The sequence below is a fragment of the Amphritea atlantica genome, from assembly GCF_900111095.1.
Taxonomy (GTDB): Bacteria; Pseudomonadota; Gammaproteobacteria; order Pseudomonadales; family Balneatricaceae; genus Amphritea; species Amphritea atlantica.
Map to the genome: position 1 here is coordinate 17,185 of NZ_FOGB01000004.1, position 24,678 is coordinate 41,862.

The window sequence follows — 24,678 nt, forward strand, 5'->3', positions numbered from 1 at the left end:
ATTGATTCAGGAGGGAGAGCAATGACAGATGAAGCGCTGAAAGATCTGCAAAAAAATGCGCGCAAAGCCAAGCGAATCGCTACAGAGTGGGCATCACAGATGCATGACCTGGTTGAAGATCAGCTATGGACCGATTATGAGCGTTTACCCGAGTTGGCGGATAAAACCCTGGCTGCCTGTCAGGCCTGGAAAGAGGCGCAGGAAAAGCTGGAAGCTGCTCAGTAAAAGATTAACCGTATTTAGAGGAGAGTAGGGATGTCTGCAGATCTGATTAAGGGTCGCACCCGTGGCGGGAGCGAATGGACGCCAAACTTTATCACTGGGGTAAATCAGGAAACCTGCATCGGCTGTGGTCGTTGCTATAAGGTCTGTCCCCGGGATGTATTTGAACTGGTTGAGCGCTCAGAAGCGCTGGCTGAAGACGATGATGACGATGATTGGGATGATGATGACGAGATGAAGGTGATGTCGGTGGCTGATGCTGACGATTGCATCGGTTGTATGTCATGTCTGCGGGTTTGTCCGAAGAAATGCCATAGTCATGAAGCGGTCGCTGCCTGATCGGATTGCAATCAACGTAGAAAAAGTCTGAGCAGTTGCCAGAAAACAGGAGTGGTGTCATGCCAAAACCAGAGATTCATGTGTTTGTCTGTAACCAGACACGGCCCGAGGGACATCCCCGGGGAAGCTGCGGCGCTACAGGCGCTGCACAGATTACCCAGGCGCTTTCAGAGGAAGTGGCTAAACGTAATCTTTTTAACAAAGTTGCTGTGACGGCAACCGGTTGTCTGGGCCCCTGTGATTGTGGTCCAAATGTGCTGGTTTATCCGGGGTCTTACCTCTATATCCGGGTGAAACCTGAGGATGTTACCCAGATTGTTGAACAGCACCTGATTGCCGGTGAGCCGGTTAAGGAACTGCTGGCACCGGATGAGCTCTGGTAAACAGGGCTTTGGTAAACTGATCTCTGGTAAACAGTGCTTTGGTAAGAAAGCACTCTGCCAATAACCGCGTCAGTACGTGAACGATTAAAAGGCAATAAAGATGAGTGAAACCGCTGTGGCGCGACTGATCGCTCAGTTCGGTCCGCTGTTGGAGGCTTCTCTGGAAGCGGCCAGCGTGAAACTGACTCAGGCGGGCTTCGGCAGTGTGCTCCTGCCATCACTGCGGCAGTTTCAGTTTGAAACCCGAAAAGAGCCCCTGAACGGTGACGATACCCTGAATGGCCGCTGGGCAGACAGCAATAGTCAGCGGCGCGGCTGGCTGGTGATTAACTGTGATGGTTCGATGATGCTGGAGATCGATCTGATCTGCCCCTGGCCGGATAAACAACAGGTCTGGGCAGAGTCGGTGTCTGTGTGGGGCTCAGATCCTCAACGGCTGAGTGCAGAAGTGACACCGATGCAGATGCTGTGAGCGCCTTCACCGGAGAATGATGCGTCATCGCATCGCCAACAGAGGTATATATGACCGATTTAAAGATTATTCTGGTACATCTGAATCCGATCAGTGCCCGGTTGTCGTTCTGGATCGATTGTTCAACACCTCAGCCATTTGGCTGCCTGCCAGGAGGGCTGCCGGCGCTGACCTCCCTGATTGAAGCGGAGCAGCCGCAAGCGGTGACGCCTCATCCGGCCCGGCATCTCAGTCAACTGGCAGAGTATCTGGGAGTGGATGAAGCTCTGTTGCAGGTGGTCAGCCCGACCCTGGCCTGGGTCGACACCGCACAACAACCCGTTGCTGTGTCACTGGTTCGGATCACCACCACCGATCTGCCTCAGCCGCAGGCCAATGGCACTTTTATCTCGTTGCTGGAACTGCTTAAAGTGCCAGTTGTTGAACGTCTGCTATTCAGAAAAGCCTATGAGTGTCTGTTGGGTGATTAAATCCGTTTTCACTTTGTCGTAATTCCTACAATACCCCTTCAATTGTCATACTGCCCCCGAACACACCCTCCATTGATTTACATCAACTATATGAATATTAAGGTTTTTTAATTTTTATCTTCAATGGCACCCGGCTTGCACTGCATATAACTGAACACTCGGATTGATGAGGACGAGATCATGATTCAGCTAACAGAGAGCGCAGTCAGTGCTATTTCCCGGTTTATTGATCAGGCCAATAAGCCTGTGTTTGGTTTACGTATCCGGGTCGATGGGGGCGGCTGTTCCGGCTTCAAATACGGTATGAAACTCGAAGAGGCTAGCGCTGAAGAGGATCAGATTATTGAGTGCAGTGGGGTGAAAATTCTTGTTGATGGGGAGAGCGCACCACTGCTTAGCGGCGTAACAGTCGATTTTCTGGATGGCCTTGAGGGGTCGGGTTTTAAGTTTGAAAACCCGAACGCAACAGAGAGCTGTAACTGCGGTAAATCCTTCGCAGGTTAACCACTGACCGGTAACAGATAGATAGAGGAATTCGATATGTGGGATTATTCTGAAAAAGTTAAAGAACATTTTTATAACCCCAAGAATGCCGGGGCCGCTGAAAATGCAAATGCGACCGGTGAAGTTGGATCATTAAGCTGTGGTGATGCACTGCGGCTGACCCTTAAAGTGGACCCGGACAGCGAGGTTATTCTCGATGCGGGTTTCCAGACCTTCGGCTGTGGTTCTGCGATAGCATCCTCCTCCGCTCTGACGGAGATCATTAAAGGGATGACACTGGATCAGGCACTGGAGGTATCTAACCAGGATATCGCTGATTTTCTTGACGGCCTGCCACCGGAAAAGATGCACTGCTCCGTCATGGGACGTGAAGCGCTGCAGGCCGCTGTTGCTGATTATCGCGGTGAGGTGTGGAGTGATGATCACGAAGAGGGTGCGCTGGTTTGTAAGTGCTTCGCTATCGATGAGGTGATGATTGAAGACACTATCCGGGCTAATAACCTGACAAGTGTTGAAGAGGTGACCAACTACACCAAAGCGGGTGGTGGTTGTTCAGCCTGTCATGAAGGGATCGAAAATATTCTAAGCCGGGTGATGGCAGAGAGCGGTGAGGAGTTTGTTGCCGGTGGTGTAGGAAGTGCCGTTGCCGCCAGTAGCCCTGCTGCTGCATCAGCGCCGGCTGAGGCCGCACCGAAAACCGACATTAAACGCATCAGCACCATTATGCGGGTGCTGGAAGCGGTGCGTCCACGTTTGCAGGCCGATGGCGGTGATTGTGAACTGATGGATATTGACGGTAATACCATCTACGTCAATCTGACCGGTGCCTGCATGGGTTGCCAGATGGCCTCGATGACCCTGGGTGGTATTCAGCAGCAGCTGATTGAGGAACTGGGTGAGTTTGTACGCCTGGTGCAGGTTGAAAAGAAGGCGGATCAACTGGTTGGAATAGGGGGTTAACCATGAGTGATATCTATCTGGATAACAATGCGACCACGATGGTGTCTCCTGAAGTACTGGAAGAGATGCTTCCCTTTTTCAGCGAGCAGTTTGGTAACCCATCTTCGCTGCACAGCTTTGGTAATAAGGTCGGTTTTGCCCTGAAGAAAGCCCGACAGCAGGTACAGGCGTTGCTGGGGGCAGAGCATGACTCTGAAATTATCTTTACCTCCTGCGGTACAGAATCAGATTCAACGGCGATTCTATCAGCCCTGAAAGCGCAGCCAGAACGTAAAGAGATTATCACCACGGTAGTTGAACACCCGGCGGTGCTGACCCTGTGCGAATATCTTGAAACAGAAGGCTATACCGTTCATAAGCTGGAAGTGGACAGTAAGGGGCGTCTGGATCTTGATCAGTACGCCAGCCTCCTGAGCGACCGGGTAGCGGTGGTCAGTGTGATGTGGGCCAACAATGAGAGTGGCACCATCTTCCCGGTGGAGAAGATGGCGGATATGGCCAACGAAGCCGGTGTTATGTTTCATACCGATGCGGTTCAGGCGGTGGGTAAACTACCGATCAATCTGCAGCAGAGCAATATTCATATGCTCTCTCTGTCCGGTCATAAACTGCATGCCCCGAAAGGGATTGGCGTGCTCTACCTGAAACGGGGTACCCGTTTCCGTCCGCTACTGCGGGGTGGCCATCAGGAGCGCGGTCGCCGTGCTGGTACTGAGAACGCTGCAGCCGTTGTTGGGCTGGGCAAAGCCTGCGAACTGGCTATGCAACATATGGAGTTCGAAAATACCACGGTGAAAGCGATGCGTGATCGTCTGGAAGAGGGCATTCTGGCGGCGGTACCTTATAGTTTTCCGACCGGTGATACGGATAATCGCCTGCCCAATACCGCCAGTATCGCGTTTGAATATATTGAGGGCGAGGCAATTTTGTTGCTGATGAATAAGGTCGGTATTGCCGCCTCCAGTGGTTCTGCCTGTACCTCGGGGTCTCTGGAACCATCACACGTGATGCGGGCGATGGGTATTCCCTATACTGCTGCCCACGGCACGGTGCGTTTCTCTTTCTCCCGCTACAACACCATGGAAGAGGTGGAACGGGTGATAGCCGAAGTGCCTGAGATAGTTGCAAAACTTCGCAAGCTATCGCCTTACTGGGATGGTAATGGTCCGGCAGAGGATCCAGAGCAGGCGTTTGCACCTGTCTATGCCTGATCACTTGGCGAAGGGAGGGATTCGAACCCTCCCTGTGTCACTTTATTGACTAAGCTTTTTATTCACTAAGCTTGCGCTGCGTTTAGCTGGAGGTAATCATGACTGAGTGTCTGTCTTATCCGAGTATTGCTGAGGCTAACCCTAACTTCGATGATCTGATTGTGGCGTTTGCTTCGATGGAGGGGGGTATGGTCGATCAGCATTTTGGTTCTGCTCAGGGCTTTTATGTCTACTCTGTTAACAGTCATTCTGCTCAACTCCTGACGAGCCAGAGCTTTGCTGCGGCCGCTCAGGATGGCAATGAAGACAAGTTAAAACCCAAACTCAGATGGCTGGTGGGCGCGGATCTGATGTATTGCGGATCCATTGGTGGCTCTGCCACAAAACAGCTGATCTCTCTGGGAATCACTCCGGTTCAGGTTAAAGGCGGGCCCGATGTGGATGAGTTACTGGAATCGATACAGACTCAGCTGGCGGGAGAGAAAGCGTTCTGGTTACAGAATATTATCAATCAGAAAATGAAACAGAGTGCCGGCAATTTTGCAGAGATGGCAGAAGAGGACTGGGATGAATAGTGATGCCAGACATACTTAACCGGTTTCTATGGGGGATCTTTCCACCGCCAGAGATCCGCCAGTTTGATCTTTGCTGTTCCGATTTTTTAGAACAACGTTTTTTCCACCCCCGCCTGCATGCCAGTAATCCTCTTATACCACTGAAAAGATCGCTTCAGGCGCTGCTTCAGAGTCCGGAGCAGATTGTTGAACAGATTCAACGGCATCAGATACCGGTTGAACACTATTTTCTCCTCTGTATCGACCACTTTGTCAGAGAATATCTTGAAGATGAACTGATCGGAACCGGTGAGGTTGTCGGCGAGAGCGCCAGCCATCCCGGTAGTGAAACGGTTATCAGTAACCAGGCCGAAGAGTGTTTGCGACTGCTTCACCTGATTGAACAGCAGATGGAGTTGCGAGGCTATCGTTACGACAGTGCAATGCTCAACGAGTATTTTTTACCAGCCAGCGAAACAGAGAAAACTGCGAGGGGAGATAGATAAGATATTCCGGGTGCCACTGCACCGCAATGATCTTATGCTGGTCAGACTCGACCGCCTGGGTGATCTCATCCAGATCCCGGCCAACAACCCGCAGCCCTTTTCCGGTGGATTTTATCGCCTGGTGGTGCAGACTGTTCACCCTCAGATGAACCTTGTTGAAGATATCTGCCAGTTTTGACTCAGCGGTTATTTTCACCTGTTTGGTGGGTAGCAGTCCTGGTCGGTTATAGGTGTGTTGCCTGAGTGAGCGTATGTCCGGGTGCAGGGTTCCGCCTAACACCACATTGATCAGTTGCGCCCCCCGGCAGATGCCCATCAGCGGGATATCGTTATCCAGCGCTGTCTTAATCCAGCGTATCTCCAGCTCATCCCGTGCCGGATCGCTTTTGACCGGCTTATCAATGTCGCCCTGATAATGCTCTGGGCTGATATCATCGCCCCCCCCAATCAGCAGGCCATCCAGTGGTTGACCACTGGCCGAATGGCGCACGCTGATCCGTTCAGGAGTCGCCCCGGCCAGTCGCAGGGCCAGTGCTGCGCACCACCAGCCGGGAGACCAGAACTTCGCCGTCCCGGTTACGCCAATGCGTGGTTTTTTAGCCATTGATCGATATACTCTGTCCACAGTTTACGGCTGACACCCAATAGTGACTGCTCAGCTGCCAGAAAAGCGGCACTTAACTCATTCAGGTGATCCGGTTGGCAGGCCAGCTGTTCCACAACCCACCAGATATTCCATGACAGCGCCAAAGACCAGTTTTCATGTTCAATGTTGCAATTGGGCATGCGGTAATGGAAGGTGGGCCGGGGCTTAATTTTGGGGTCGTCGATACAGCGGCGTACCCTGTCCTCATCAATCTCTGCCAATAGTGGCAACAGATCCAGTGCCCGGTTGCGCGAGGCGTTGTGTTGAAGATAATCGCTGAAGATTATCTCCATATCCGGGTGGTCACGGGATAGCAGTTGTTTAATATATTTTTCCGGATAAAGATCTATATAGGGGCTGATCTTACGGGTTGTATTCACCTCGTGGGCCTCTACCAGCCACCACTGCAACAGGGAAAAGGCTCTCAGATAATTAAACAGTGTAGCGGCATCTAACGAGGGGATTTCGCTATTAATATGCACCCCATATGCAGCAATCATCGACTCTTCTGTGCCGATAGCACCCGCTTGCCGCAGTTGCATCACTAACTCATCAAGCTGATTCAACCGGGATAGCGTAATGGGAGGACAAACCACCTCAACCGGCACCAGCAAACCGGCAGCATCACTCAGCAGTTCCAGCCAGGGCTGATCCTTATCACTGGCGGCTTTTTCTTTCAGATAGTTCCAGTCCAGTTCAATATTGAACGCCCCCAAACCGGCACAATGGATAACCGTTTCTGCCGCGGTCTGATGTTTCAGCGTGCCATTGAGGGTCTCTCTGACTATCTCCGAGGTCTGCTGTAGTGTTAAACCGGAAAACTCCAGCTCGAAGCCCACCTTCCTTTCAGCCCCTTCTTTATTCACGGTACAGGATGGTGACTTGAAACTCTGTGTCTGATTCATTGATCCATAATCCTCTGGTGACACCAAAACAGTAATACGGTTAAAAACGGTCATCAGATCAGTTTAATCTGGCAGGGGATTCCCCTGTCGGCCCATTAGTCTGCCTGACCTGATCGCCGAATAGGCGATCGAGCCGGGTTAACATCATTATCAGAGTAGTTCACTGTGAGACAATTGAAGAGGTGAAAGAGGGGGACAGTGGAATCGATGGTACAGCGTTAATTTCGGCGATATTACATCAGTAGCGGATAGGCAGGCTGTTGAAACAACCGGCCCAGATCAAAATTAACACCCTTTTTTCTACACGCAGACGGGATATCCTGGTGAATAACGCTATAGTCTGCTGTTGGGAGACGTTCTGATCAGGGCCTGCGCGGTGCAACGCGGGCTGATCTGATCAGAACGTAAACGGCCCGCGCAAGGGTTAAACTGCCCCCCAGCCTTCCCGCTTGGCGTCGGTGATCATCGTCATCGCAGCGTCAAATGCAACGCTGGCATATTTAGGCTTGTAGGTTTTCAGCTCTTCGTAGACGGTGACCAGTTTGTTGCCCGCAGACTGACCTTTCAGATCGCTTTTCTCAATTGCCAGCTCCTCCATGGTTTCATTCCAGGGTACACCCTGAGTCATTGGAATCAGGATGAAATTGAAGCCAGAAATGTCGGTGACAACGGCTTTCTCCAGATTAACCACATAGATCAGGGCACTGATGTCGCTGGCAAAATCTGCACTGTACTTGTCCATCAGGGCGGGAAGAGAGTCCATGGAATCGACAACACCACCGAGCATTCTGATCTTGTCGTCTGCCAGTATAAAAACGCCCCGCATCACATCGACAGGTGGTTTTGAGTGGCCTTTGTCATCGCCAATCTCACCTTCGATCAGAATCAGTTCTCCCCGATAGGCTTGCATCTGTGTATCCGTTGATTCGAGAAAGTTAACGTTAAAGAAGAGCCCTTTTTGCTTATATTGATCAAGTAACATGTCTACACTCCAGAGTATATAAAGCCGAATTCCAGCATTTTTCTCTGAATTGCAATTAGCGTACCTAAGGTGGATTTATCTTTAACCTGTTATTTTTTATATAAAAAATATAATCAGCTCTGTTTTCTTTGTTGGCTGTCGACAAAACCTGTACCGTTTGTTGTTTTTACTGCAGTTATTTGTTTCGACGCTTGTCGTGTTCACGACAATCGTTAATCCATATCGCCCGCCAGAAACTCATCAATCTCCCGCATAATGTACTGATTATCGGGCAGGTTTCTGACCAGGTTTTCCGCTTCTTCGCCGCTGAACCCCTGCAGGGTAAAACTCTTGGCTCCGATGATCTGGGTATGGTAGTTCAGCTCCAGTTTGAGAATCCGGTCGCCGGTCATCGGGTTGTGGTATAGCGATGCTAATGCGACCAGCCCCTCTTCCAGCTGAATAATCCGGTTCAGTTCTGTGTTCAGCTCAGTCTTCATGAGTGACTCTCGATATGTTTCACCAGCGCAGCATCCATATTGGTAATATGTTGATGCAACCACTCATCAACACGGTCATTGATATAGGCACGGGCCATGGTCAGGCGGCCCTGCTGTACCCGCTGGTTAAACTGCCGCAGCTCGGTTAGCAGGCGATTGTGTTCACCGCAGTGCTCGCTTTTTCCGGGGTAGTCGTACTGCTCTATGAACTGTTCTTCCCGCTTGAAGTGGGTTTCTGTATGACTAAGAAGCTCACTGAAAAGTCTTTTAAACTGGTCGGTATCTGAGGTTTTCAACCGGGTAGTGATGTCAGCAAAGTGCTGATGATCACAGTCAATATCTGCATGATTTAAATGTTGCATGAGTAAACCTATAAGTCTGACTTCATCTGTCGTCTGATTTGTTTGGTCTTAAGCTTCCAGCAATTTGCACGCCAATAAAGAGATGGCTGGTATAGCTTTTGCAGCCACTCTTAACCTCATGTGCTTGTCTATATGAGTATTAGCACCCCTGAAAAACAACGCAGCCACAGAGGTTTAAGCCGATGGTGAAATTGCCCCCCGTTTTGATGGCCGTCGCCAGCAAAGATGCTGTGTCGATCAATCTGCACTTTGGTCATGCCAGAGCATTTTTGATCTACCGTGTCTGCGAGGATCATTGTGAGTTTATCGAGCGCCGCGTTGTAGACCACTACTGCCAGGGACATACCGGCGACAGGTCAGCCATGGAGCTGATTCTGGAAACTATCAAAGACTGTCATGCGGTGTTCGTGGTCAAAATCGGTGACGGGCCGCAAGAGAAGTTGAAACGGATTGGCGTCATCTCCGTCAGCGACTATGGGCATGAGGGGATTGAAGAGTCGCTGCTGCACTATGTACAAACGTCCGACTGGAGCTAACGATGACCGATATTGAACAATGGCTGTCTGAACATCTTCTCAGTCCGGTTGAAGTTGACTGCGCGATTACGGTGATGCTGAAAATTATCGATGGTAAGTGCAAAATGACGCAACAGGAAAAGGTCGTCATGGCAGCACTGTATGACGCGGTTAAATCATGTCATCACATACTTCTGGAGCCTGGTGTGCACAGGCTGATAGCCGCCGCACGGGACAGCTCGGACGAGGTGGTTAAACTTCAGGTATATGAACAGCGACTATTGGCTGAAACAATGATTTCCCGTCCGGTGATGAAAGCGTTTAAAGCACGTATCCGTCAACAGGGTCTGCTTGAATGTGGCTGAACAAAATACGGATATGATACAGCAGAAAAAAGTGAGTGAAATGACGACCAGACCATCTATATCTAAAGTGTGTCGGGTTTCTTCCAAACGGCTAGACTAGCTGCCTGTCCTTGCATCACCTGAAATGGTTCAGAGGCGGGGCCGTGCCTGACGCTGTCAGACTGATGTAAATCAGCCTACGACTTACAGGGAATTAGATTTTATAAAACAATCTGTTATAGTCTTCGACTCAGTGGCTCTACAATGATGTTAGTTGGTGCAAAAAGGCCGGCTTGCACTGTATCCCGTTTGCAGGCTTTAGTATGGAGCACGTCAGCATTTTGAACGTTTGCTACTCCCTGACAGGTAGAAGTACCTATCTTTTACTGTTTGTGCTTTATGTTGGATCCGCGTTTTTCTTTTCCAGTTTTAGCCCTCAGGCACAGATTGTCTCATTATGGCCCTCTGCAGGCGTTGCGCTGGCTGGGTGCCTGATCTTTGGTAAACGCTTCCTGCCCGCCATTCTGTTGGGCTCTCTGCTGTTTAATTCTGGTCATTATTTGTTACACCATAGTGAACTGGGGCTGTCGGTGGTGCTCACCTCCGGGATTATCGCCATGGGGTCGGTTGTACAGGCTTGGGTCAATCACACCCTTCTGCAATCCCGGCACATCAAGATTCTTGATGCCCCCTCATACTCCCATGTGGCGGGGTTTATCGGTACCGCCTTTCTCTGTTGTCTGATCAGTGCCGTGGTGGGGAATGGGGCGCTAACTCTGGGATTAAGCGGGGATCTCAGCGCGAAAATTTACCTTAACAATGTGCTGATCTGGTGGATAGGCGATTTTCTGGGTGTCATTCTGGTCACACCTCTCTTGTTGGCGATGTTTATCCGTCAGGTGGATAAAGTTGTCTGGTATCGCCTGCTGAAGTCGTTAACGATACCTCTGTTTACCTTAATTACTGCGTTTCAGGTAGCGCAGCAATATATTGAAGACTCGGTGGTGACTAAGACTGAAAATGATTTTGCGTTGAAATCTGAAGCGGTTGAAAACATCCTGAAACAACATATGAGCAATTACCTTGATGCGCTGAACCATCTTGGCACTACCCTGGCGCAGACCGAAGAAGTCAATTATCAGGTGTTCACAGACGCTACCCGTCCCTATCTCGCCAACCTGCCCGGCATCAGTGCGATCTCCTGGGATATTCTGGTCGGGCAGGGGGCGGTTGAAGAGTTTGAACAACATGCGCGGAAGGAGGTAGACCCAGGATTTAAGGTCAGGGGAAAGCCTCTGCTATCCACCGATCCATTGGTGGTAGTTGAGTATATTCTGCCGTTTAAAAATAATAATCCGGCACTGGGCTATAACGTTTTTTCCAACGATGAGCGTAAACAGAGTATGTTGCTGGCCAAAGCGACCCGCAAGGATACCGCAACCAATATTATAGAGCTGGTGCAGTCTAAAGACGATAAACAGGGGTTTCTGATCTTCTCGCCGGTTTTTCAGCAGGTTGATCCGCAGGATAACTCGGTGGCTGCTGTTGAATCACTTAAAGGGTTCGTCGTCGGGGTTTTTCTGGTGTCAGAAATACTGAATAACCCGCAGATCGCTGAACGGCTGGGTTATATCGATCTCTATGTGTACGAAAATGACAATCCGGCAGACAAGGTGTATGGCCGCATGGATACTATGGATGATATCGCTGCAGGGGAGGGGTTGAGCCATTGGTTTGAGATGGAGTTTGCGAATCATACGTGGACTTTTAATCTGCATGTCAGTAATAAAAACGTCACTGCTCTGCAGATCGGTGATAGCCTCAGCTTTCTGATAGCCGAGGCATTGTTTGGTGCGCTGGCGGTATTTATCGTGCTGTCTGCGTTTGGTTATCACGAAAGACTGACCCGGCTGGTCAGCTTGCGTACCGATGAATTGAAACAAGCGAATGCAGAACTGGAGCATTTTGCTTTTTATGATGCGCTGACCGGACTGCCTAACCGTCGGCTTTTTATTGACCGGGTGGAGCATACGCTTGCACTGTGCCGGCGAAATAACCGCTCAGCGGCACTGCTGTATATGGATCTGAATGGGTTTAAAGCGGTCAACGACTCTCTGGGGCATGATATTGGAGATCAGTTATTGATTGAGGTCAGTCGTCGTCTGAGTCGTGTTTTGCGGGATAGTGATACCCTGGCGCGGCTGGGGGGAGATGAGTTTGCCCTGCTGCTGCCCGGTAACCCGGGCATTGAAGAGGTTAGTGTAATCGCAAACAAACTCAGTGCCTGTCTCTCAGAGCCGGTAACGTTATTGGCAAAGGAGCTGCAGATTTCAATCAGTATTGGTGTGGCCTTTTATCCCCGCGATGGCGTCAACCGGGTTGAACTGATTGGCGCTGCTGACAGTGCGATGTATGCCGCTAAAAAGAGCACCCGATCACTGTCATTTTATGCAGATGAGTTAAACAACCAGCCAGTGCTGACGGGGGACACCGAAGCGGTTGAGTGATGTGAAGCGGCGCATCGGGTAAAAAGAACAGGCGGGATTACTGTGGGACCGGCCGTTCCGAACCGCTTATGCTCTCCTTAGCTGCCTCCCCAGCCACCCGCTCAGCAGACAGATGGACAGAATCATTACCAGTGACCCCTGGGCTAACAACACCTCAGAAGAGGGGGTTGGTGCAATGGTCATGGTCACTACTGTGATGGTGAGCGCGAGCACACAGAGCAGGGTCATGCCCACCACTCTGGCGGTAGAGATTCTGGCACCATAGAGAAACAGTAACAATCCGGCCAGCAGAATACCTGCCTCAATTAGCAAGATAACGGGCATATTATCCCAAAATTTCAGGCCCATCTTCAGAGAAGCATCGCCCAGAAGAGAGAGGTCGAGGTCATGCACCGTAAAATCCAGTAACCAGTTGGAGAACACTGCCACCGAAACCATAAATACGGCTCGCAGGCCCACCCCTCTGAACTCTGAATACCAGAGAAACGCTGCCGCACCAGACATGAGGGACCAGATAACCGCCGCAGAAAGACTGTGGGAGTATGAGTAGTTAAATTTCAGTTGATGCTTTTGGTCAAAATTGTCAGGAATGGTGACCGACTCCCAGCCCAGCAGTACAAAGCTCCAGAGCAGCAGGTCGAGTAACAGGGCTGCAGCCACTAATGCCCCCGGATTCACGCGCCGATCCAATCTGCACAGAGCCAGTGCAACACCAATATGACCAGCCAGCATAATCACCTCTCAGAGTAAACAGAGCCTGATGCTGCCAGCGTCAGGCAATAAATTTGGCATAACTACTACTATGAATATCCTCAACCTCCACTGTTAAGGATATTCCAGCCAGATTACAATCTGTTAACCCCTTCAACACTGTAGAAGATAATAACTGTTTTTGCTCATCGGTTCTGCCACTTAATATTCTTAGGGTTACGTGAATAAAATCAGCAGGGGATGGACCTGTGAGGAAATGATCGTAGGCTAAGGCGCGGGTTTTAATATCTGCGGCCTCAAACAAGCCGGACCTCAATGCGCCTTCATAGACGATTTGCACCAGTTTTGCAGGGGGCAGGCGGGGGATAAGCGTTTCTGAAAACTCAATAATACAGTGGGGCAAGGGTGCGTACTCCAGATAACATTAAAGTGGTGGGCCGGGATAACTAACCGGGATCAGTCAATATCCAGCCAGTTAAACGATCGCTTTAAAAACTGTACCGCTTCGCTGTTGATCACCTGTCCGTGAGCCATAACGATCGTTTTCGGGTGCCAGTGTAATATGTTTTGCAGATGTTGTTGCGCCTTCTTTTTACTGAACATAAAGCTCAGCCGCCAATCCAGGGGCATCTTGCCATTGGGCGCTAAAATACCTGCAGCCGCGGCCACGAACCGTTTCACCGGGGTGAACGATTCCGGAGCAAAGTTCTCAATCAGATCGGTGACAATCAGTGTTGCCGAGGGTTTATGGAAAAATACACACTCTTCCATGGCCGGCGAACCGGTAAACAGCAGTTGATCGATATGTTCTGACCAGGGGGCATTGAAAAATGGGGTGAAAATACTCTCAAATATGATATCCGGACGCTTAACTTGTACCTCTCTGGTACCAAAGCTCAGGGTGTCCTGATAATGATTCTGCCAGTCCTTAATAAACAGATGGTGCAGATGGTTGGGAGAGATCAGGTATTTTACCCTGCCCAACGTGTCAATCTGGTGAATCAGCTCCGTTGTCAGGGCGATCGGGCTGTGAACCCATAATTCATCACCGGGTAACCTGATGATCGTCATACGCGTCGTGTAGGGCAGGGTAAAAAAGGGTACGGCAGGCCCCTCAAAAATCCAGATGTTTTCACCTATTTCAGTCACAACACTCTCCATTAACAACGTTGCCACAAAAACGTTTTTGACCAGGTGCTTCAGTTACAGAGCTGAAGAGACAGGGGCTGCTGCGACATTGACATTTAGCGGCAATCTTTCAGCTGTTCTCTTGCAGTGCGCTTATTTGTTGTGCTTTTCAGGGGCACTGATTCCAGTGCGTTCAACGATTTCAGTGTCAAAACCATCGAGACTTTGCTGGTTTCTGTCGTACCAGTAGGCCTCAATACCCTGTTTGCCTTTTTTCTCTGCCCAGTTAGTTAACGCATCACGGTCGCCTTTATAATCAAACAGGGGCACTGACATGCCGCAGGATGACTGAACCAGGCTGATATCCAGAATAAAGATCTGCCGGGCGGCTTCGCTGGCAGGAAAAAGTGAGCGATACTCGTGCCAGTCGGGATCCTGCCGATGCAGCACCCGGGCATCGCCATAAGTTCTGAGAATCAGGGGGGCGGCCTGAAAATCGCAGAACATCAGTGTCATTCTTGGATTCTGCAATACATGGGCGGCAGATTCATTGCCACTACCGGTCAGATTTAACCAGGCTATTCTGGTCGGGCTGATCACTCTGAGGGAATCACCGCCTTTGGGGGACAGGTTGACCTGGCCGGTGGCCGCGGCTGTTGCCACAAAGTAGATCTTCTGCTCACCGATAAACTCAATATGTTGAGTGGACAGTTCTGCAAATTGCTGACCCATGTCGTGTTCCCTTTGTTTTTCCTTAACATTATCTACCTGATTAATATCAGATGATTGCGTTAATGTGAAACAGAAAAGGCCAGGAATTGCTTCCCAGCCTTTTGTTGGTTGCTATATTCAGGGCACGTTATGCTGCCAGTCGTTGCTCCCGCAGGATTTTAGCCGCTGCAACCATGTTGATCAGGCTGGTGGCAACCTCATCCCAGCCACGGGTTTTCAGACCACAGTCTGGATTAATCCAGAGACGTTCGGCTGGAATCAGTGTGGCGGCTTTTTCAATCAGCGTCTGAATCTGTTCTACCGTTGGTGTGTTCGGGCTGTGGATATCATAGACGCCGGGGCCAATCTCATTGGGGTAGTTAAACTCGGTGAACACTTCCAGCAGCTCCATATTGGAACGGCTGGTTTCAATGGTGATCACATCGGCATCCATATCGGCAATCGCCTGAATGATGTCATTGAACTCGGCATAACACATGTGGGTGTGGATCTGGGTTTCCGGCTGTACGCCACTGGCTGATACACGGAAGGCATAGACCGCCCATTGCAGATAAAACTCCCACTCGGACTGTTTCAGCGGCAGTCCTTCCCGAATAGCCGGTTCATCGATCTGGATCGCAGCGATACCCGCCTGCTCAAGATCGACCACTTCATCCCGCAGGGCCAGGGCGATCTGCAGACAGGTTTCAGAACGGGGCTGATCGTCCCGAACAAACGCCCATTGCAGCATAGTCACCGGACCGGTCAACATCCCTTTAACTGGCTTGTTGCTCAGTGACTGGGCATAACGGCTCCAGCCGACGGTCATCGCTTCTTTGCGCAGAATATCACCATAGATAATCGGTGGCTTAACGCAACGGGAACCGTAGGACTGCACCCAGCCCAACTGACTGGTGGTATAGCCTTCCAGCTGTTCGCCGAAGTATTCCACCATATCGTTGCGTTCCGGTTCGCCATGTACCAGCATATCCAGACCATAGCGCTCCTGCCGTTCGATGCAGTCTTTAATCTCTGCCTGCATAATCGCGGTATAGCTAATCTCATCCAGTTCACCACGACGGAAACGGGCCCGCACAGAACGGATATCGCTGGTTTGCGGGAATGAGCCGATAGTGGTGGTTGGGAACGCAGGAAGCTGCAGCTTTTGCTGCTGTTTTACCGCGCGCTCAGCGTAGGGCAGGCCGCGCTCACCATCTTGTGGCATCAGTCCGTTGACACGCCGCTTCACCTCGATACGGTGTACCCGCTGGGACTGTGTCCGGGCGGTCACATGTTGCAGGTTCGCGGCCAGCTGAGGACTGTTTTTGCCCTCGATCGCCTGTTTCAGCAGGCTGAGCTCCGCCAGTTTTTGCCGTGCAAATGCCAGCCAGCTGTATAACTCGGGATCAAAGCCGGTTTCCTGCTCCAGATCGACAGGCACATGCAGCAATGAACAGCTGCTGGAGAGCCAGAGGTTATCGCCCCTTTGGTCCGCAACCGGTTTAATGCGCCCGGCCGCTGCGGTAATATCGGTTTTCCAGATGTTGCGACCATCGATGACGCCCACTGAGAGCACCTGATCTGTTCTGAGTCGCTCGCTGAAACGGATAAACTCATCGCCGCCGCGTACTGCATCCAGATGAAAGCCATCCACCGGCAGGTAAGCAGTGAGATCAAAGTTACTGTCCAGCGCGCCAAAGTAGGTGGTCAGCATCAGCTTTAACCCGGTGCCACTGCTGCTCAGCGTCTGATAAGCTTCACGATAGGCTTCCTGCCATTTAGGTGGCAGCTCCAATACCAGTGCCGGCTCATCGATCTGTAGCCAATCGATGTTCTTACGAGACAATAGATTCAGCAGGCCTTTATAACTTTCCAGCAGAGCCGGTAGCAGCGTTAGTTTATCGAACGTCTGAGCCGCACATTTAGCCAGCCACAGATAGGTAACCGGGCCGATAATCACCGGCTTAACCCGATGACCGGCTTGCTGTGCTTCGGTTATCTCCGCCAGCAGCTTTTCTGGATTGAGAATAAACTGCTGTGTAGCGGTTAGCTCCGGCACCAGATAGTGATAGTTTGTATCAAACCATTTGGTCATCTCGCAGGCACGGGTTGCCTTGCCTGATGGTGCCCGCCCCCGGGCCATGCGGAAATAGTTATCAAAGCTATCGCAGCTGCCATCGCTGAAACGCTGAGGAACCACCCCTAACAGCACCGAGTGATCCAGCACCTGGTCATACAGAGAGAAATCATTGACAGTGACCAGATCCATGCCACTTTCAGCCTGAATATTCCAGTTTTGCATTCGCAGAGTCTTTGCCACATCAGTCAGCTCGTTGCGGCTGGATTTTCCATGCCAGTAGTTTTCAAGCGCGAACTTCAGTTCGCGCTGAGCGCCAATACGGGGAAAGCCCGGAATATGTGTTTTCACCATCTTCTCCTGTTGATAGTTCTGTAGGGTCGTTCTTTGAGACAGGGGATTGTCCCGAAAGAGGCGTTGATTATGGTGCTGATCTATCATGAGGTAAATTGATATAAAATCAAAAAATATTGAATTAAATTAATACAGATTATTTTATCGCCATTGTTTTATAAATCGGTGGGACTATTTGAGAGGGTGTTCTGATTTAGTAGTAGTCGATAGCGGGCGTTTTGAGGGTTTGCGCCAGACATACCATAGCGCAATGATAACCGTAGCGGCAGCGGCCGTTTTCAGGCCTGGATGAAAATTCAGAAACAGCAGCGGATAGCTGATCATTAACAGCATCATACCGCTGGCGAAAAGTTTCGCCTTCAGTGGGATCACGCCATGCTCTTCCCAGTCACGAATATAATGACCAAACCAGCGATGGTTGAGCAGATACTGATGCAAACGCTCCGAACTGCGGGAAAAGCAGAAGGCCGCGACCAGCAGGAAAGGGGTGGTCGGGACCAGTGGCAGTAACAGTCCGATAATGCCTAACAGAACGAAAAAAAAACCGCTCATCAGGAAAAGTGTCCGGATCAGTGTTTGACGCACAGTGTATCCTCAATGTTCGCTCCTGATTCATCCTGGCTGATCAGATGAGCGCAGAGCTTCAACTATCTTATCGTTTTGACATGCACAGAGATCCCCTGCGGTTGTGGGCACTATTTTAAACAGTGTATCAGGGGGTATCACTCTGCAGACATCAGCTCCATTATAGACAGCTTATCGCCACAGATAGTCATTAATGTCAGGCCTTTTTCTACCTCCCCCTGAAGGGGCATATACCTGAAAGCAGGGTCGGCGGTAGTATTGTTATCAGGACAAAATCGATATAGCCATGTTGTTCTATGGGCTTGATTTTGTAAAAAATAATGAACAATATGCTGCTATCATTCCTATCAGAACCGGTGGAAACCGCTCTCATAAGCGGTGGCTGCACATAACGAGAAGCAAGAGGCGTGTTCCATGAGCAAATCTTCTACAAAGCCTGCATTTAACTGGGAAGATCCGTTTTCCCTTGAGACTCAACTGACCGAAGAGGAGCGCATGGTTCGCGATGCTGCCCGTGATTACTGTCAGGGTCAGCTGTTACCGCGGGTTACAGAAGCCAACCGTAACGAGATTTTTCACACCGAAATCATGCAGGAACTGGGTGAACTCGGCTTACTGGGGTCTACGCTGCCAGAGCAGTATGGTGGTTCAGAGGTTAACTATGTCTGCTACGGTCTGGTGGCTCGTGAAGTTGAACGGGTAGACAGTGGTTACCGTTCGGCGATGTCGGTGCAGTCCTCGCTGGTGATGCACCCGATCTATGCTTACGGCAGCGAAGAACAGCGGATGAAATATCTGCCTAAACTGGCCACCGGTGAGTGGATCGGCTGTTTTGGCCTGACCGAGCCGGATGTGGGGTCTGATCCAAACAATATGAAAACCCGCGCCACTAAAGTGGATGGCGGTTACATCCTTAAAGGCGCGAAGATGTGGATCACCAACTCGCCAGTCGCCGATGTGTTTGTCGTCTGGGCGAAGCTGGACGGCGTGGTACGTGGCTTCGTACTGGAAAAAGGGATGCCGGGTCTGAGCGCGCCTAAGATCGAGGGCAAGTTCTCTCTGCGTGCTTCAGTCACTGGTGAGATCGTTATGGAGGATGTGTTTGTCCCTGACGAGAACCTGTTACCCGGTGTTGAAGGGCTGGCCGGACCGTTCGGTTGTCTCAATAAAGCTCGCTACGGTATCGCCTGGGGTTCACTGGGGGCGGCTGAGTTCTGCTGGACTGCTGCCCGTCAGTACACCCTGGATCGTATCCAGTTCCAGCGTCCGCTGGCCGCAAACCAACTGGTGCAGAAAAAACTGGCGGATATGCAAACTGAGATCTCTCTGGGTCTGCAGGGTTGTTTGCAGATGGGGCGTTTGATGGATGACAATCGTTGCCCGGTTGAACTGATCTCGCTGATGAAGCGCAACAACTGTGGTAAGTCGCTGGATATCGCCCGGGTTGCCCGGGATATGCACGGTGGTAACGGTATCTCCGATGAGTTTGGTGTGATTCGTCATGTGATGAACCTGGAAGCGGTCAATACCTACGAAGGCACCCACGACATTCATGCCCTGATTCTGGGTCGTGCGATGACAGGCATTCAGGCGTTCTTCTGATGGCTGGCGCGCTGAGTCATATCAGAGTACTCGATCTCAGCCGTATTCTGGCGGGCCCCTGGGCCGGCCAGATGCTGGCAGATTTTGGTGCTGAAGTGATTAAGGTGGAGCGTCCTGGCTGTGGTGATGATACCCGTGGCTGGGGGCCTCCGTTTGTTAAGGACCCGGATGGCAACCCGACAGACGCCGCCTATTTTCATGCGGCGAACCGGGGTAAACACTCAATTGCGATTGATATGACCACCCCTGAGGGACAGGCGCTGATTAAGCGTCTGGCGGCGCAGGTCGATGTTGTGATTGAGAATTATAAAGTCGGCGGCCTGAAAAAATATGGCCTCGACTATGACAGCCTGAAAACGGTGAATCCCGGGTTGATCTACTGCTCTGTTACTGGTTTTGGTCAGGACGGTCCCTATGCGCAACGGGCTGGCTATGACTTTATGATCCAGGCGATGGGCGGTCTGATGAGCGTCACCGGAGATCCCGATGGTCAGCCAATGAAGGTCGGCGTCGCCCTGGTGGATGTGATGACCGGTCTGTATGCCTGTAACGGTATTCAGGCGGCGCTGTTGCACCGCAGTGAAACCGGTGTGGGACAACATATCGATATGGCACTGCTGGATGTACAGGTGGCAACGCTGGCAAATCAGGCGATGAACTATCTGGTGGGTGGCAAGCCGCCAGTACGTCTGGGAAATGCCCATCCGAATATTGTCCCCTATGAGGCGTTCCCGACGGCGGATGGCCACATCATTCTGGCGGTGGGCAATGATGCTCAGTTTGCCCGCTTCTGTGCCCTGGCGGGTGCCCCGGAGCTGGCGGATAATCCCGCTTTTGTCACTAACTCATTACGGGTTGAAAACCGTGCACAACTGACACCCCTGGTGGCCGAGCTGATGCGTAGTCACAGCAGTGACTGGTGGCTGGAGAAGCTTGAGTCGCAGGGGGTGCCGTGCGGGCCGATCAATACGCTGGATAAAGTGTTTGCTGATCCGCAGGTGAAACACCGCCAGATGCAGGTAGAGCTGCCTCATCCGGCGGGTGGCAGTGTGCCCGGCGTTGCCAGTCCGGTGAAATTCTCTCACACCCCGATAGAGTACAATGCTGCGCCACCGACACTGGGGCAGCATACCGATGAGGTACTGGCCTCTCTGGGACTGAGCGAAGCGGAAATTACACAATTAAAAGCGCAGAACGTTGTCGCCTGAGATCTGGTTTACTACCTTTATAAGGCTGTATAACGTTCTGAATATAAGAGTGCTGAATACCTAAGTGTTGTATTTAAACGCTCGTATTTAAAAGCGCTGTAATTAAGCGCTGTAATTAAGCGCTTTGTAATTAAGAGTTCTGTAATTAAAAGTTCTGTATTTTGATACACGCCCCGATATCGGTATCGGGGCGTTATTGCTGTTTTTGGAGTTACACATGATTACCCTGAAAGATCCGTCGCTGTTAAAGCAACACGCCTACGTCAATGGTCAGTGGATTGACGCCCTGAACGGCGAAACCAATCCGGTACTGAATCCGGCCACCGGTGAGCAGATCGCCACTGTGCCGGATCTGGGGGTTGAAGAAACCGAAGCCGCCATCGCGGCCGCCGATGTGGCCTTTAAAAGCTGGAAAAAGAAAACCGCGAAAGAGCGTTCAGTACTGCTGCGCAAATGGTTTGAACTGATCGTTGCCAACAAGGATGATCTGGCTATTCTGATGACCGCAGAACAGGGCAAGCCAATTGCAGAATCCGCCGGTGAAGTGCTCTATGGCGCATCGTTTATCGAATGGTATGCGGAAGAGGGCAAACGGGCTTATGGTGATGTTATCCCGTCCCATGCAGCGGATAAGCGTATTATCGTGACCAAAGAACCGATTGGCGTAACTGCAGCGATCACCCCCTGGAACTTCCCCAATGCGATGATCACCCGTAAGTGTGCTCCGGCCCTGGCGGTGGGTTGTACGATGATTATCAAGCCCGCTGAAGATACACCGCTATCGGCGCTGGCGTTGATGGAACTGGCAGACCGCGCTGGTATTCCGGCAGGTGTCATCAACGTTATCACCACTAAGCGTCCAATCGAAGTAGGCAAAACCCTCACCGATAGCTCGGTGGTGCGTAAGCTCTCCTTTACCGGATCGACGCCGGTGGGTAAACAGCTGATGCGTCAGTGTGCTGACACAGTGAAGAAAACCTCGATGGAACTGGGGGGGAATGCCCCTCTGATTATCTTTGATGATGCGGATCTCGATAAAGCGGTGCCCGCCGCAATCGCCTCTAAATACCGCAACTCCGGTCAGACCTGTGTCTGTGCCAACCGTCTGCTGATTCAGAGTGGTATCTATGAAGAGTTTGCCCAGCGCTATGCCGCCGAGGTTGCCAAACTGCAGGTGGGTAACTGCTCGGAAGGCGAATTTCAGCAGGGACCACTGATCAACCGGGCGGCGCTGGATAAAGTGACTTCGATGGTTGATGATGCGGTGGCCAAAGGGGCGCGGATTATTTCCGGAGGCAAACCCCACGCACTGGGCGGAAATTTCTACGAGCCGACCATTGTTGCTGATATCACTAACGATATGCGCCTGGCCCATGAGGAGATATTTGGTCCGGTGGCGCCACTGTTCCGTTTTGACACTGAAGAGGAAGCGGTGCAGATCGCTAACGACACCGAGTTTGGTCTGGCAGCGTACTTCTTTACCCGTGATTATGCCCGGGTGTTCCGGGTGTCTGAAGCGCTGGAATACGGCATGGTAGCGGTTAACGATGGTATTCTGTCAACCGAGGTGGCCCCGTTTGGTGGTGTTAAAGAGTCGGGTACCGGCCGGGAAGGTTCTAAGTACGGTATGGAGGACTACCTGGAGATCAAATATACGCTGGTGGGCGGGTTGTAACAGCACTGACCGGTTAAAAAAAGGTTCTTCGCGCCAGAGAGTACTGGAAGAGAGTACCGGAGCAGGGGCCTTTAGAGCATAAAACAGACTCACCACAGAGGACACAGAGTGCACAGAGAAAAGCCAGTTAATAGTGCTTCTCCGTGTCCTCTGTGATCTTCGCATGCCCTTTGGGTATAGCATGCCCTTTGGGTATAGCATGCCCTTTGGGTACTGTGGTAACGCTTTTAAGCATCAAGCGTTGATTATTGTCAGCCGGTTTATAGCTGACTTAGCAACTGCTCCAGCTTCACCTGATCCGCGGCAAAGTTGCGGATACCCTCAGCCAGTTTTTCGGTGGCCATCGCATCTTCATTCATTGCCCAGCGGAACGCCTGTTCACTGTTTTCAAGCTTTGGCTCATCACTCATCGGAGCATCAGCAAAAAGCTTCTGGTCCAGCGGTATTCTGGTTCCCGCCAGTTCTTCAATCAGCCCCGGGCTGATCGTTAGCCGGTCACAGCCTGCCAGTTGGCGAATCTCTTCACTGTTACGGAAGCTGGCCCCCATCACCACGGTGTTATAACCGTGTTGCTTGTAGTAGTTGTAGATGCGGCTGACCGAAAGTACGCCGGGATCTTTAGGGCCGCTCAGCTCAGTGCCCTCTGGGCTGTTGGCTTTATACCAGTCAAGAATCCGACCGACAAAGGGCGAGATCAGGAACACACCGGCATCGGCACAGGCCACCGCCTGGGCGAAGCCAAACAGCAGCGTCAGGTTACAATTGATGCCCTCTTTTTCCAACTGACGGGCCGCTTCGATCCCTTCCCAGGTTGATGCGATTTTGATCAGCACCCGCTCATTACTGATACCCGCTTCGTTATACAGGCCGATCAGTTTCTTCGCTTTAGCGATGGTTGCCTGGGTATCAAACGACAGGCGTGCATCCACCTCGGTGGAGATACGCCCGGGAATCAGCGAAAGGATTTCGCAGCCGGCCAGCACCGCCAGCTTATCGGTCATGTTGGCCAGTTGTTCCGCTTCGCTGCCACTCTGACTCAGCGCCCAGGCTTTGGCCTGTTCCAGATAGGGACGGTAAGCCGGGTCCTGACTGGCTTTCAGCAGCAGGGAGGGGTTGGTGGTTGCATCCACCGGTTTCAGATCGCGGATCGCATTAATGTCGCCGGTGTCGGCAACAATGGTGGTCATCTTTTTAAGCTGATCCAGCTGGCTTTCCATTGTTATATTCCTTATTCCATAATCTTTTAGAACGCAGCTACTTTAGCAACCGCGTGTTTCAAAACGTCGACATCAGCACCGGCCTTGTGAGCATTTTCACTCAGATAGCGTCGGAACTGGCGTCCGCCCGGCTGGCCGTGAAACAGGCCCAGCAGATGGCGGGTGATATGGCCCAGATAGCAACCCTGGCTCAGTTGCTCTTCAATGTAGGGGTACATCTGTTCGATAATCTCTAAGCGGGTTTTCACTGCCGCGTCCGGGTTATAAAGCTTGTCTACCTCCGCCATCATATAGGGGTTGTGGTAGGCTTCCCGGCCGATCATGACACCATCAACATGCTGCAGATGTGCTTTGCTTTCATCCAGTGTTTTGATGCCACCGTTTATCAGCACTTCCAGATCGGGAAACGCCTGTTTTATCTGGTAGACCCAGTCATAGTTCAACGGTGGTATATCCCGGTTTTCTTTCGGACTTAACCCCTGAAGTATCGCTTTTCTGGCATGGATTATAAAGGTCTTACAGCCGGATTCCCGGACAATTGAGACGAAATGATGAAGTTCTTCATAGCTGTCCATATCATCAATGCCCAGCCGGTGTTTCACCGTCACCGGAATGCTCACGGCGGACTGCATCTTTTCCAGGCACTCAGCCACCAGACCCGGATGAGCCATCAGGCAGGCACCGATCATATTGTTCTGCACCCGGTCGCTGGGGCAACCCACATTGAGGTTAACCTCATCATAGCCAAACTCTTCGGCCATCTGGGTACAGGTGGTCAGGTCATCGGGATTACTGCCACCCAGTTGCAGGGCCAGTGGATGTTCCTGCTGGTTGTACTGCAGAAACCGTTCCCGGTCGCCATGAATCAGCGCGCCGGTGGTCACCATCTCGGTATAGAGCACCGCGTTCTGGCTGATAATCCGGTGGAAATAACGGCAATGCCGGTCCGTCCACTCCATCATGGGCGCGACTGAAAGGCGTCTATCCGGCGTATTCCGCGGGGTTGCTGGGCTGTGGCTTGTTTTTGCTGATGTTTTCAATGGCTTGTT

Annotated in this window: 29 protein-coding genes; 16 read left to right on the plus strand and 13 right to left on the minus strand. The window is 51.4% G+C overall.

From position 1 onward, the window contains the following. Nucleotides 1-21: 21 nt before the first annotated feature. From BMY09_RS07890 to BMY09_RS07935, 10 genes are all read left to right on the plus strand, one after another. On the plus strand, nt 22-225 hold the full coding sequence (locus tag BMY09_RS07890; RefSeq protein WP_091356328.1) for a CCE_0567 family metalloprotein: 204 nt from the start codon (nt 22-24) through the stop codon (nt 223-225). Between the two features lie 30 nt (nt 226-255). Next, a complete protein-coding gene (gene fdxB / locus BMY09_RS07895) occupies nt 256-561 on the plus strand; it encodes a ferredoxin III, nif-specific (protein WP_091356330.1) in 306 nt (101 codons plus the stop codon). 59 nt (nt 562-620) lie between these two features. Then, nucleotides 621-944: a (2Fe-2S) ferredoxin domain-containing protein gene (locus BMY09_RS07900; protein ID WP_091356333.1), complete on the plus strand. Its 324-nt coding sequence runs from the start codon at nt 621-623 to the stop codon at nt 942-944. 100 nt (nt 945-1,044) lie between these two features. Further along, a complete protein-coding gene (locus tag BMY09_RS07905; RefSeq protein ID WP_091356335.1) occupies nt 1,045-1,416 on the plus strand; it encodes a hypothetical protein in 372 nt (123 codons plus the stop codon). Nucleotides 1,417-1,466: 50 nt separating this feature from the next. Next, nucleotides 1,467-1,886, plus strand: coding sequence for a hypothetical protein (locus BMY09_RS07910; protein WP_091356338.1), 420 nt, complete (start codon nt 1,467-1,469; stop codon nt 1,884-1,886). Nucleotides 1,887-2,066: 180 nt separating this feature from the next. Then, entirely contained in the window at nt 2,067-2,390 is a 324-nt protein-coding gene (locus BMY09_RS07915) for a HesB/IscA family protein (protein WP_091356341.1), read from the plus strand. A gap of 36 nt (nt 2,391-2,426) precedes the next feature. Then, a complete protein-coding gene (gene nifU / locus BMY09_RS07920; RefSeq protein WP_091356345.1) occupies nt 2,427-3,350 on the plus strand; it encodes a Fe-S cluster assembly protein NifU in 924 nt (307 codons plus the stop codon). A 2-nt stretch (nt 3,351-3,352) separates the two neighbouring features. Further along, nucleotides 3,353-4,561, plus strand: a complete 1,209-nt coding sequence (nifS, locus tag BMY09_RS07925; protein WP_091356348.1) for a cysteine desulfurase NifS — start codon at nt 3,353-3,355, stop codon at nt 4,559-4,561. Nucleotides 4,562-4,659: 98 nt separating this feature from the next. Further along, nucleotides 4,660-5,136: a NifB/NifX family molybdenum-iron cluster-binding protein gene (locus BMY09_RS07930; protein ID WP_091356352.1), complete on the plus strand. Its 477-nt coding sequence runs from the start codon at nt 4,660-4,662 to the stop codon at nt 5,134-5,136. Nucleotides 5,137-5,138: 2 nt separating this feature from the next. Beyond that, on the plus strand, nt 5,139-5,621 hold the full coding sequence (locus BMY09_RS07935; RefSeq protein WP_091356355.1) for a hypothetical protein: 483 nt from the start codon (nt 5,139-5,141) through the stop codon (nt 5,619-5,621). On the opposite strand, the gene BMY09_RS07940 is transcribed toward BMY09_RS07935, so the two are convergent. The 5 genes from BMY09_RS07940 to BMY09_RS07960 all read right to left on the minus strand — a co-directional run bounded on the left by BMY09_RS07940 (nt 5,563) and on the right by BMY09_RS07960 (nt 8,995). Further along, complete coding sequence (locus tag BMY09_RS07940; protein WP_091356359.1) at nt 5,563-6,225, minus strand: gamma-glutamyl-gamma-aminobutyrate hydrolase family protein; 663 nt, start codon at nt 6,223-6,225, stop codon at nt 5,563-5,565. The two genes, BMY09_RS07935 and BMY09_RS07940, sit on opposite strands and share 59 nt — an antisense overlap. Further along, complete coding sequence (locus tag BMY09_RS07945; protein ID WP_091357116.1) at nt 6,198-7,172, minus strand: amidoligase family protein; 975 nt, start codon at nt 7,170-7,172, stop codon at nt 6,198-6,200. Before BMY09_RS07945 ends, BMY09_RS07940 begins: the two co-directional genes overlap by 28 nt. A 424-nt stretch (nt 7,173-7,596) precedes the next feature. Further along, entirely contained in the window at nt 7,597-8,154 is a 558-nt protein-coding gene (locus BMY09_RS07950; RefSeq protein ID WP_091356370.1) for a hypothetical protein, read from the minus strand. A gap of 212 nt (nt 8,155-8,366) precedes the next feature. Beyond that, nucleotides 8,367-8,633, minus strand: coding sequence for a hypothetical protein (locus tag BMY09_RS07955; RefSeq protein ID WP_091356372.1), 267 nt, complete (start codon nt 8,631-8,633; stop codon nt 8,367-8,369). Then, a complete protein-coding gene (locus BMY09_RS07960; RefSeq protein WP_091356375.1) occupies nt 8,630-8,995 on the minus strand; it encodes a bacteriohemerythrin in 366 nt (121 codons plus the stop codon). Before BMY09_RS07960 ends, BMY09_RS07955 begins: the two co-directional genes overlap by 4 nt. Nucleotides 8,996-9,177: 182 nt before the next feature. Here BMY09_RS07960 and BMY09_RS07965 point away from each other — a divergent pair, with 182 nt between their 5' ends. The 3 genes from BMY09_RS07965 (at nt 9,178) to BMY09_RS07975 (ending at nt 12,361) form a co-directional block, all read left to right on the plus strand. Further along, nucleotides 9,178-9,531, plus strand: a complete 354-nt coding sequence (locus BMY09_RS07965) for a NifB/NifX family molybdenum-iron cluster-binding protein (protein WP_091356378.1) — start codon at nt 9,178-9,180, stop codon at nt 9,529-9,531. Nucleotides 9,532-9,533: 2 nt separating this feature from the next. After that, nucleotides 9,534-9,875, plus strand: coding sequence for a hypothetical protein (locus BMY09_RS07970; RefSeq protein ID WP_091356380.1), 342 nt, complete (start codon nt 9,534-9,536; stop codon nt 9,873-9,875). A 302-nt stretch (nt 9,876-10,177) separates the two neighbouring features. Continuing rightward, a complete protein-coding gene (locus tag BMY09_RS07975; protein WP_091356383.1) occupies nt 10,178-12,361 on the plus strand; it encodes a diguanylate cyclase domain-containing protein in 2,184 nt (727 codons plus the stop codon). A gap of 66 nt (nt 12,362-12,427) precedes the next feature. Here BMY09_RS07975 and BMY09_RS07980 read toward each other — a convergent pair whose 3' ends face one another. From BMY09_RS07980 to BMY09_RS08005, 6 genes are all read right to left on the minus strand, one after another. Next, the gene (locus BMY09_RS07980) at nt 12,428-13,093 is read right to left on the minus strand and encodes a hypothetical protein (RefSeq protein WP_091356386.1); all 666 of its coding nucleotides are present in this window, start codon (nt 13,091-13,093) and stop codon (nt 12,428-12,430) included. Between the two features lie 40 nt (nt 13,094-13,133). Beyond that, nucleotides 13,134-13,475 (minus strand): 5-carboxymethyl-2-hydroxymuconate Delta-isomerase, encoded by a 342-nt coding sequence (locus BMY09_RS07985; protein ID WP_091356389.1) that lies wholly within the window; start codon nt 13,473-13,475, stop codon nt 13,134-13,136. A 53-nt stretch (nt 13,476-13,528) separates the two neighbouring features. Then, nucleotides 13,529-14,221 (minus strand): DUF4336 domain-containing protein, encoded by a 693-nt coding sequence (locus tag BMY09_RS07990; RefSeq protein WP_091357119.1) that lies wholly within the window; start codon nt 14,219-14,221, stop codon nt 13,529-13,531. Between the two features lie 132 nt (nt 14,222-14,353). Further along, on the minus strand, nt 14,354-14,932 hold the full coding sequence (locus BMY09_RS07995) for a pyridoxamine 5'-phosphate oxidase family protein (protein WP_091356392.1): 579 nt from the start codon (nt 14,930-14,932) through the stop codon (nt 14,354-14,356). Between the two features lie 127 nt (nt 14,933-15,059). Beyond that, nucleotides 15,060-17,342, minus strand: coding sequence for a 5-methyltetrahydropteroyltriglutamate--homocysteine S-methyltransferase (gene metE, locus BMY09_RS08000; protein ID WP_091356395.1), 2,283 nt, complete (start codon nt 17,340-17,342; stop codon nt 15,060-15,062). Between the two features lie 171 nt (nt 17,343-17,513). Continuing rightward, nucleotides 17,514-17,927: a YbaN family protein gene (locus BMY09_RS08005; RefSeq protein ID WP_091356397.1), complete on the minus strand. Its 414-nt coding sequence runs from the start codon at nt 17,925-17,927 to the stop codon at nt 17,514-17,516. Nucleotides 17,928-18,341: 414 nt separating this feature from the next. On the opposite strand from BMY09_RS08005, the gene BMY09_RS08010 reads away from it, so the two are divergent. From BMY09_RS08010 to BMY09_RS08020, 3 genes are all read left to right on the plus strand, one after another. Continuing rightward, entirely contained in the window at nt 18,342-19,529 is a 1,188-nt protein-coding gene (locus tag BMY09_RS08010) for an acyl-CoA dehydrogenase (protein WP_091356399.1), read from the plus strand. Continuing rightward, a complete protein-coding gene (locus BMY09_RS08015) occupies nt 19,529-20,737 on the plus strand; it encodes a CaiB/BaiF CoA transferase family protein (RefSeq protein WP_091356401.1) in 1,209 nt (402 codons plus the stop codon). The genes BMY09_RS08010 and BMY09_RS08015 overlap by 1 nt, the downstream gene beginning before the upstream one ends. Before the next feature lie 217 nt (nt 20,738-20,954). Continuing rightward, nucleotides 20,955-22,412: an NAD-dependent succinate-semialdehyde dehydrogenase gene (locus BMY09_RS08020; RefSeq protein WP_091356403.1), complete on the plus strand. Its 1,458-nt coding sequence runs from the start codon at nt 20,955-20,957 to the stop codon at nt 22,410-22,412. A gap of 260 nt (nt 22,413-22,672) precedes the next feature. Here BMY09_RS08020 and tal read toward each other — a convergent pair whose 3' ends face one another. Next, a complete protein-coding gene (gene tal, locus BMY09_RS08025; protein ID WP_091356405.1) occupies nt 22,673-23,629 on the minus strand; it encodes a transaldolase in 957 nt (318 codons plus the stop codon). Nucleotides 23,630-23,655: 26 nt separating this feature from the next. Next, nucleotides 23,656-24,669 (minus strand): tRNA dihydrouridine(20/20a) synthase DusA, encoded by a 1,014-nt coding sequence (gene dusA, locus BMY09_RS08030; protein ID WP_091356406.1) that lies wholly within the window; start codon nt 24,667-24,669, stop codon nt 23,656-23,658. Nucleotides 24,670-24,678: the final 9 nt, after the last annotated feature.

Excerpts from the sequence above, each read along its gene's own strand:
- BMY09_RS07890 (WP_091356328.1), top strand. The coding sequence starts at position 22 with ATGACAGATGAAGCGCTGAAAGATCTGCAAAAAAATGCGCGCAAAGCC.
- fdxB (WP_091356330.1), top strand. The coding sequence starts at position 256 with ATGTCTGCAGATCTGATTAAGGGTCGCACCCGTGGCGGGAGCGAATGG.
- BMY09_RS07900 (WP_091356333.1), top strand. The coding sequence starts at position 621 with ATGCCAAAACCAGAGATTCATGTGTTTGTCTGTAACCAGACACGGCCC.
- BMY09_RS07905 (WP_091356335.1), top strand. The coding sequence starts at position 1,045 with ATGAGTGAAACCGCTGTGGCGCGACTGATCGCTCAGTTCGGTCCGCTG.
- BMY09_RS07910 (WP_091356338.1), top strand. The coding sequence starts at position 1,467 with ATGACCGATTTAAAGATTATTCTGGTACATCTGAATCCGATCAGTGCC.
- BMY09_RS07915 (WP_091356341.1), top strand. The coding sequence starts at position 2,067 with ATGATTCAGCTAACAGAGAGCGCAGTCAGTGCTATTTCCCGGTTTATT.
- nifU (WP_091356345.1), top strand. The coding sequence starts at position 2,427 with ATGTGGGATTATTCTGAAAAAGTTAAAGAACATTTTTATAACCCCAAG.
- nifS (WP_091356348.1), top strand. The coding sequence starts at position 3,353 with ATGAGTGATATCTATCTGGATAACAATGCGACCACGATGGTGTCTCCT.
- BMY09_RS07930 (WP_091356352.1), top strand. The coding sequence starts at position 4,660 with ATGACTGAGTGTCTGTCTTATCCGAGTATTGCTGAGGCTAACCCTAAC.
- BMY09_RS07935 (WP_091356355.1), top strand. The coding sequence starts at position 5,139 with ATGCCAGACATACTTAACCGGTTTCTATGGGGGATCTTTCCACCGCCA.
- BMY09_RS07940 (WP_091356359.1), bottom strand. The coding sequence starts at position 6,225 with ATGGCTAAAAAACCACGCATTGGCGTAACCGGGACGGCGAAGTTCTGG.
- BMY09_RS07945 (WP_091357116.1), bottom strand. The coding sequence starts at position 7,172 with ATGAATCAGACACAGAGTTTCAAGTCACCATCCTGTACCGTGAATAAA.
- BMY09_RS07950 (WP_091356370.1), bottom strand. The coding sequence starts at position 8,154 with ATGTTACTTGATCAATATAAGCAAAAAGGGCTCTTCTTTAACGTTAAC.
- BMY09_RS07955 (WP_091356372.1), bottom strand. The coding sequence starts at position 8,633 with ATGAAGACTGAGCTGAACACAGAACTGAACCGGATTATTCAGCTGGAA.
- BMY09_RS07960 (WP_091356375.1), bottom strand. The coding sequence starts at position 8,995 with ATGCAACATTTAAATCATGCAGATATTGACTGTGATCATCAGCACTTT.
- BMY09_RS07965 (WP_091356378.1), top strand. The coding sequence starts at position 9,178 with ATGGTGAAATTGCCCCCCGTTTTGATGGCCGTCGCCAGCAAAGATGCT.
- BMY09_RS07970 (WP_091356380.1), top strand. The coding sequence starts at position 9,534 with ATGACCGATATTGAACAATGGCTGTCTGAACATCTTCTCAGTCCGGTT.
- BMY09_RS07975 (WP_091356383.1), top strand. The coding sequence starts at position 10,178 with ATGGAGCACGTCAGCATTTTGAACGTTTGCTACTCCCTGACAGGTAGA.
- BMY09_RS07980 (WP_091356386.1), bottom strand. The coding sequence starts at position 13,093 with ATGCTGGCTGGTCATATTGGTGTTGCACTGGCTCTGTGCAGATTGGAT.
- BMY09_RS07995 (WP_091356392.1), bottom strand. The coding sequence starts at position 14,932 with ATGGGTCAGCAATTTGCAGAACTGTCCACTCAACATATTGAGTTTATC.
- metE (WP_091356395.1), bottom strand. The coding sequence starts at position 17,342 with ATGGTGAAAACACATATTCCGGGCTTTCCCCGTATTGGCGCTCAGCGC.
- BMY09_RS08010 (WP_091356399.1), top strand. The coding sequence starts at position 18,342 with ATGAGCAAATCTTCTACAAAGCCTGCATTTAACTGGGAAGATCCGTTT.
- BMY09_RS08015 (WP_091356401.1), top strand. The coding sequence starts at position 19,529 with ATGGCTGGCGCGCTGAGTCATATCAGAGTACTCGATCTCAGCCGTATT.
- BMY09_RS08020 (WP_091356403.1), top strand. The coding sequence starts at position 20,955 with ATGATTACCCTGAAAGATCCGTCGCTGTTAAAGCAACACGCCTACGTC.
- tal (WP_091356405.1), bottom strand. The coding sequence starts at position 23,629 with ATGGAAAGCCAGCTGGATCAGCTTAAAAAGATGACCACCATTGTTGCC.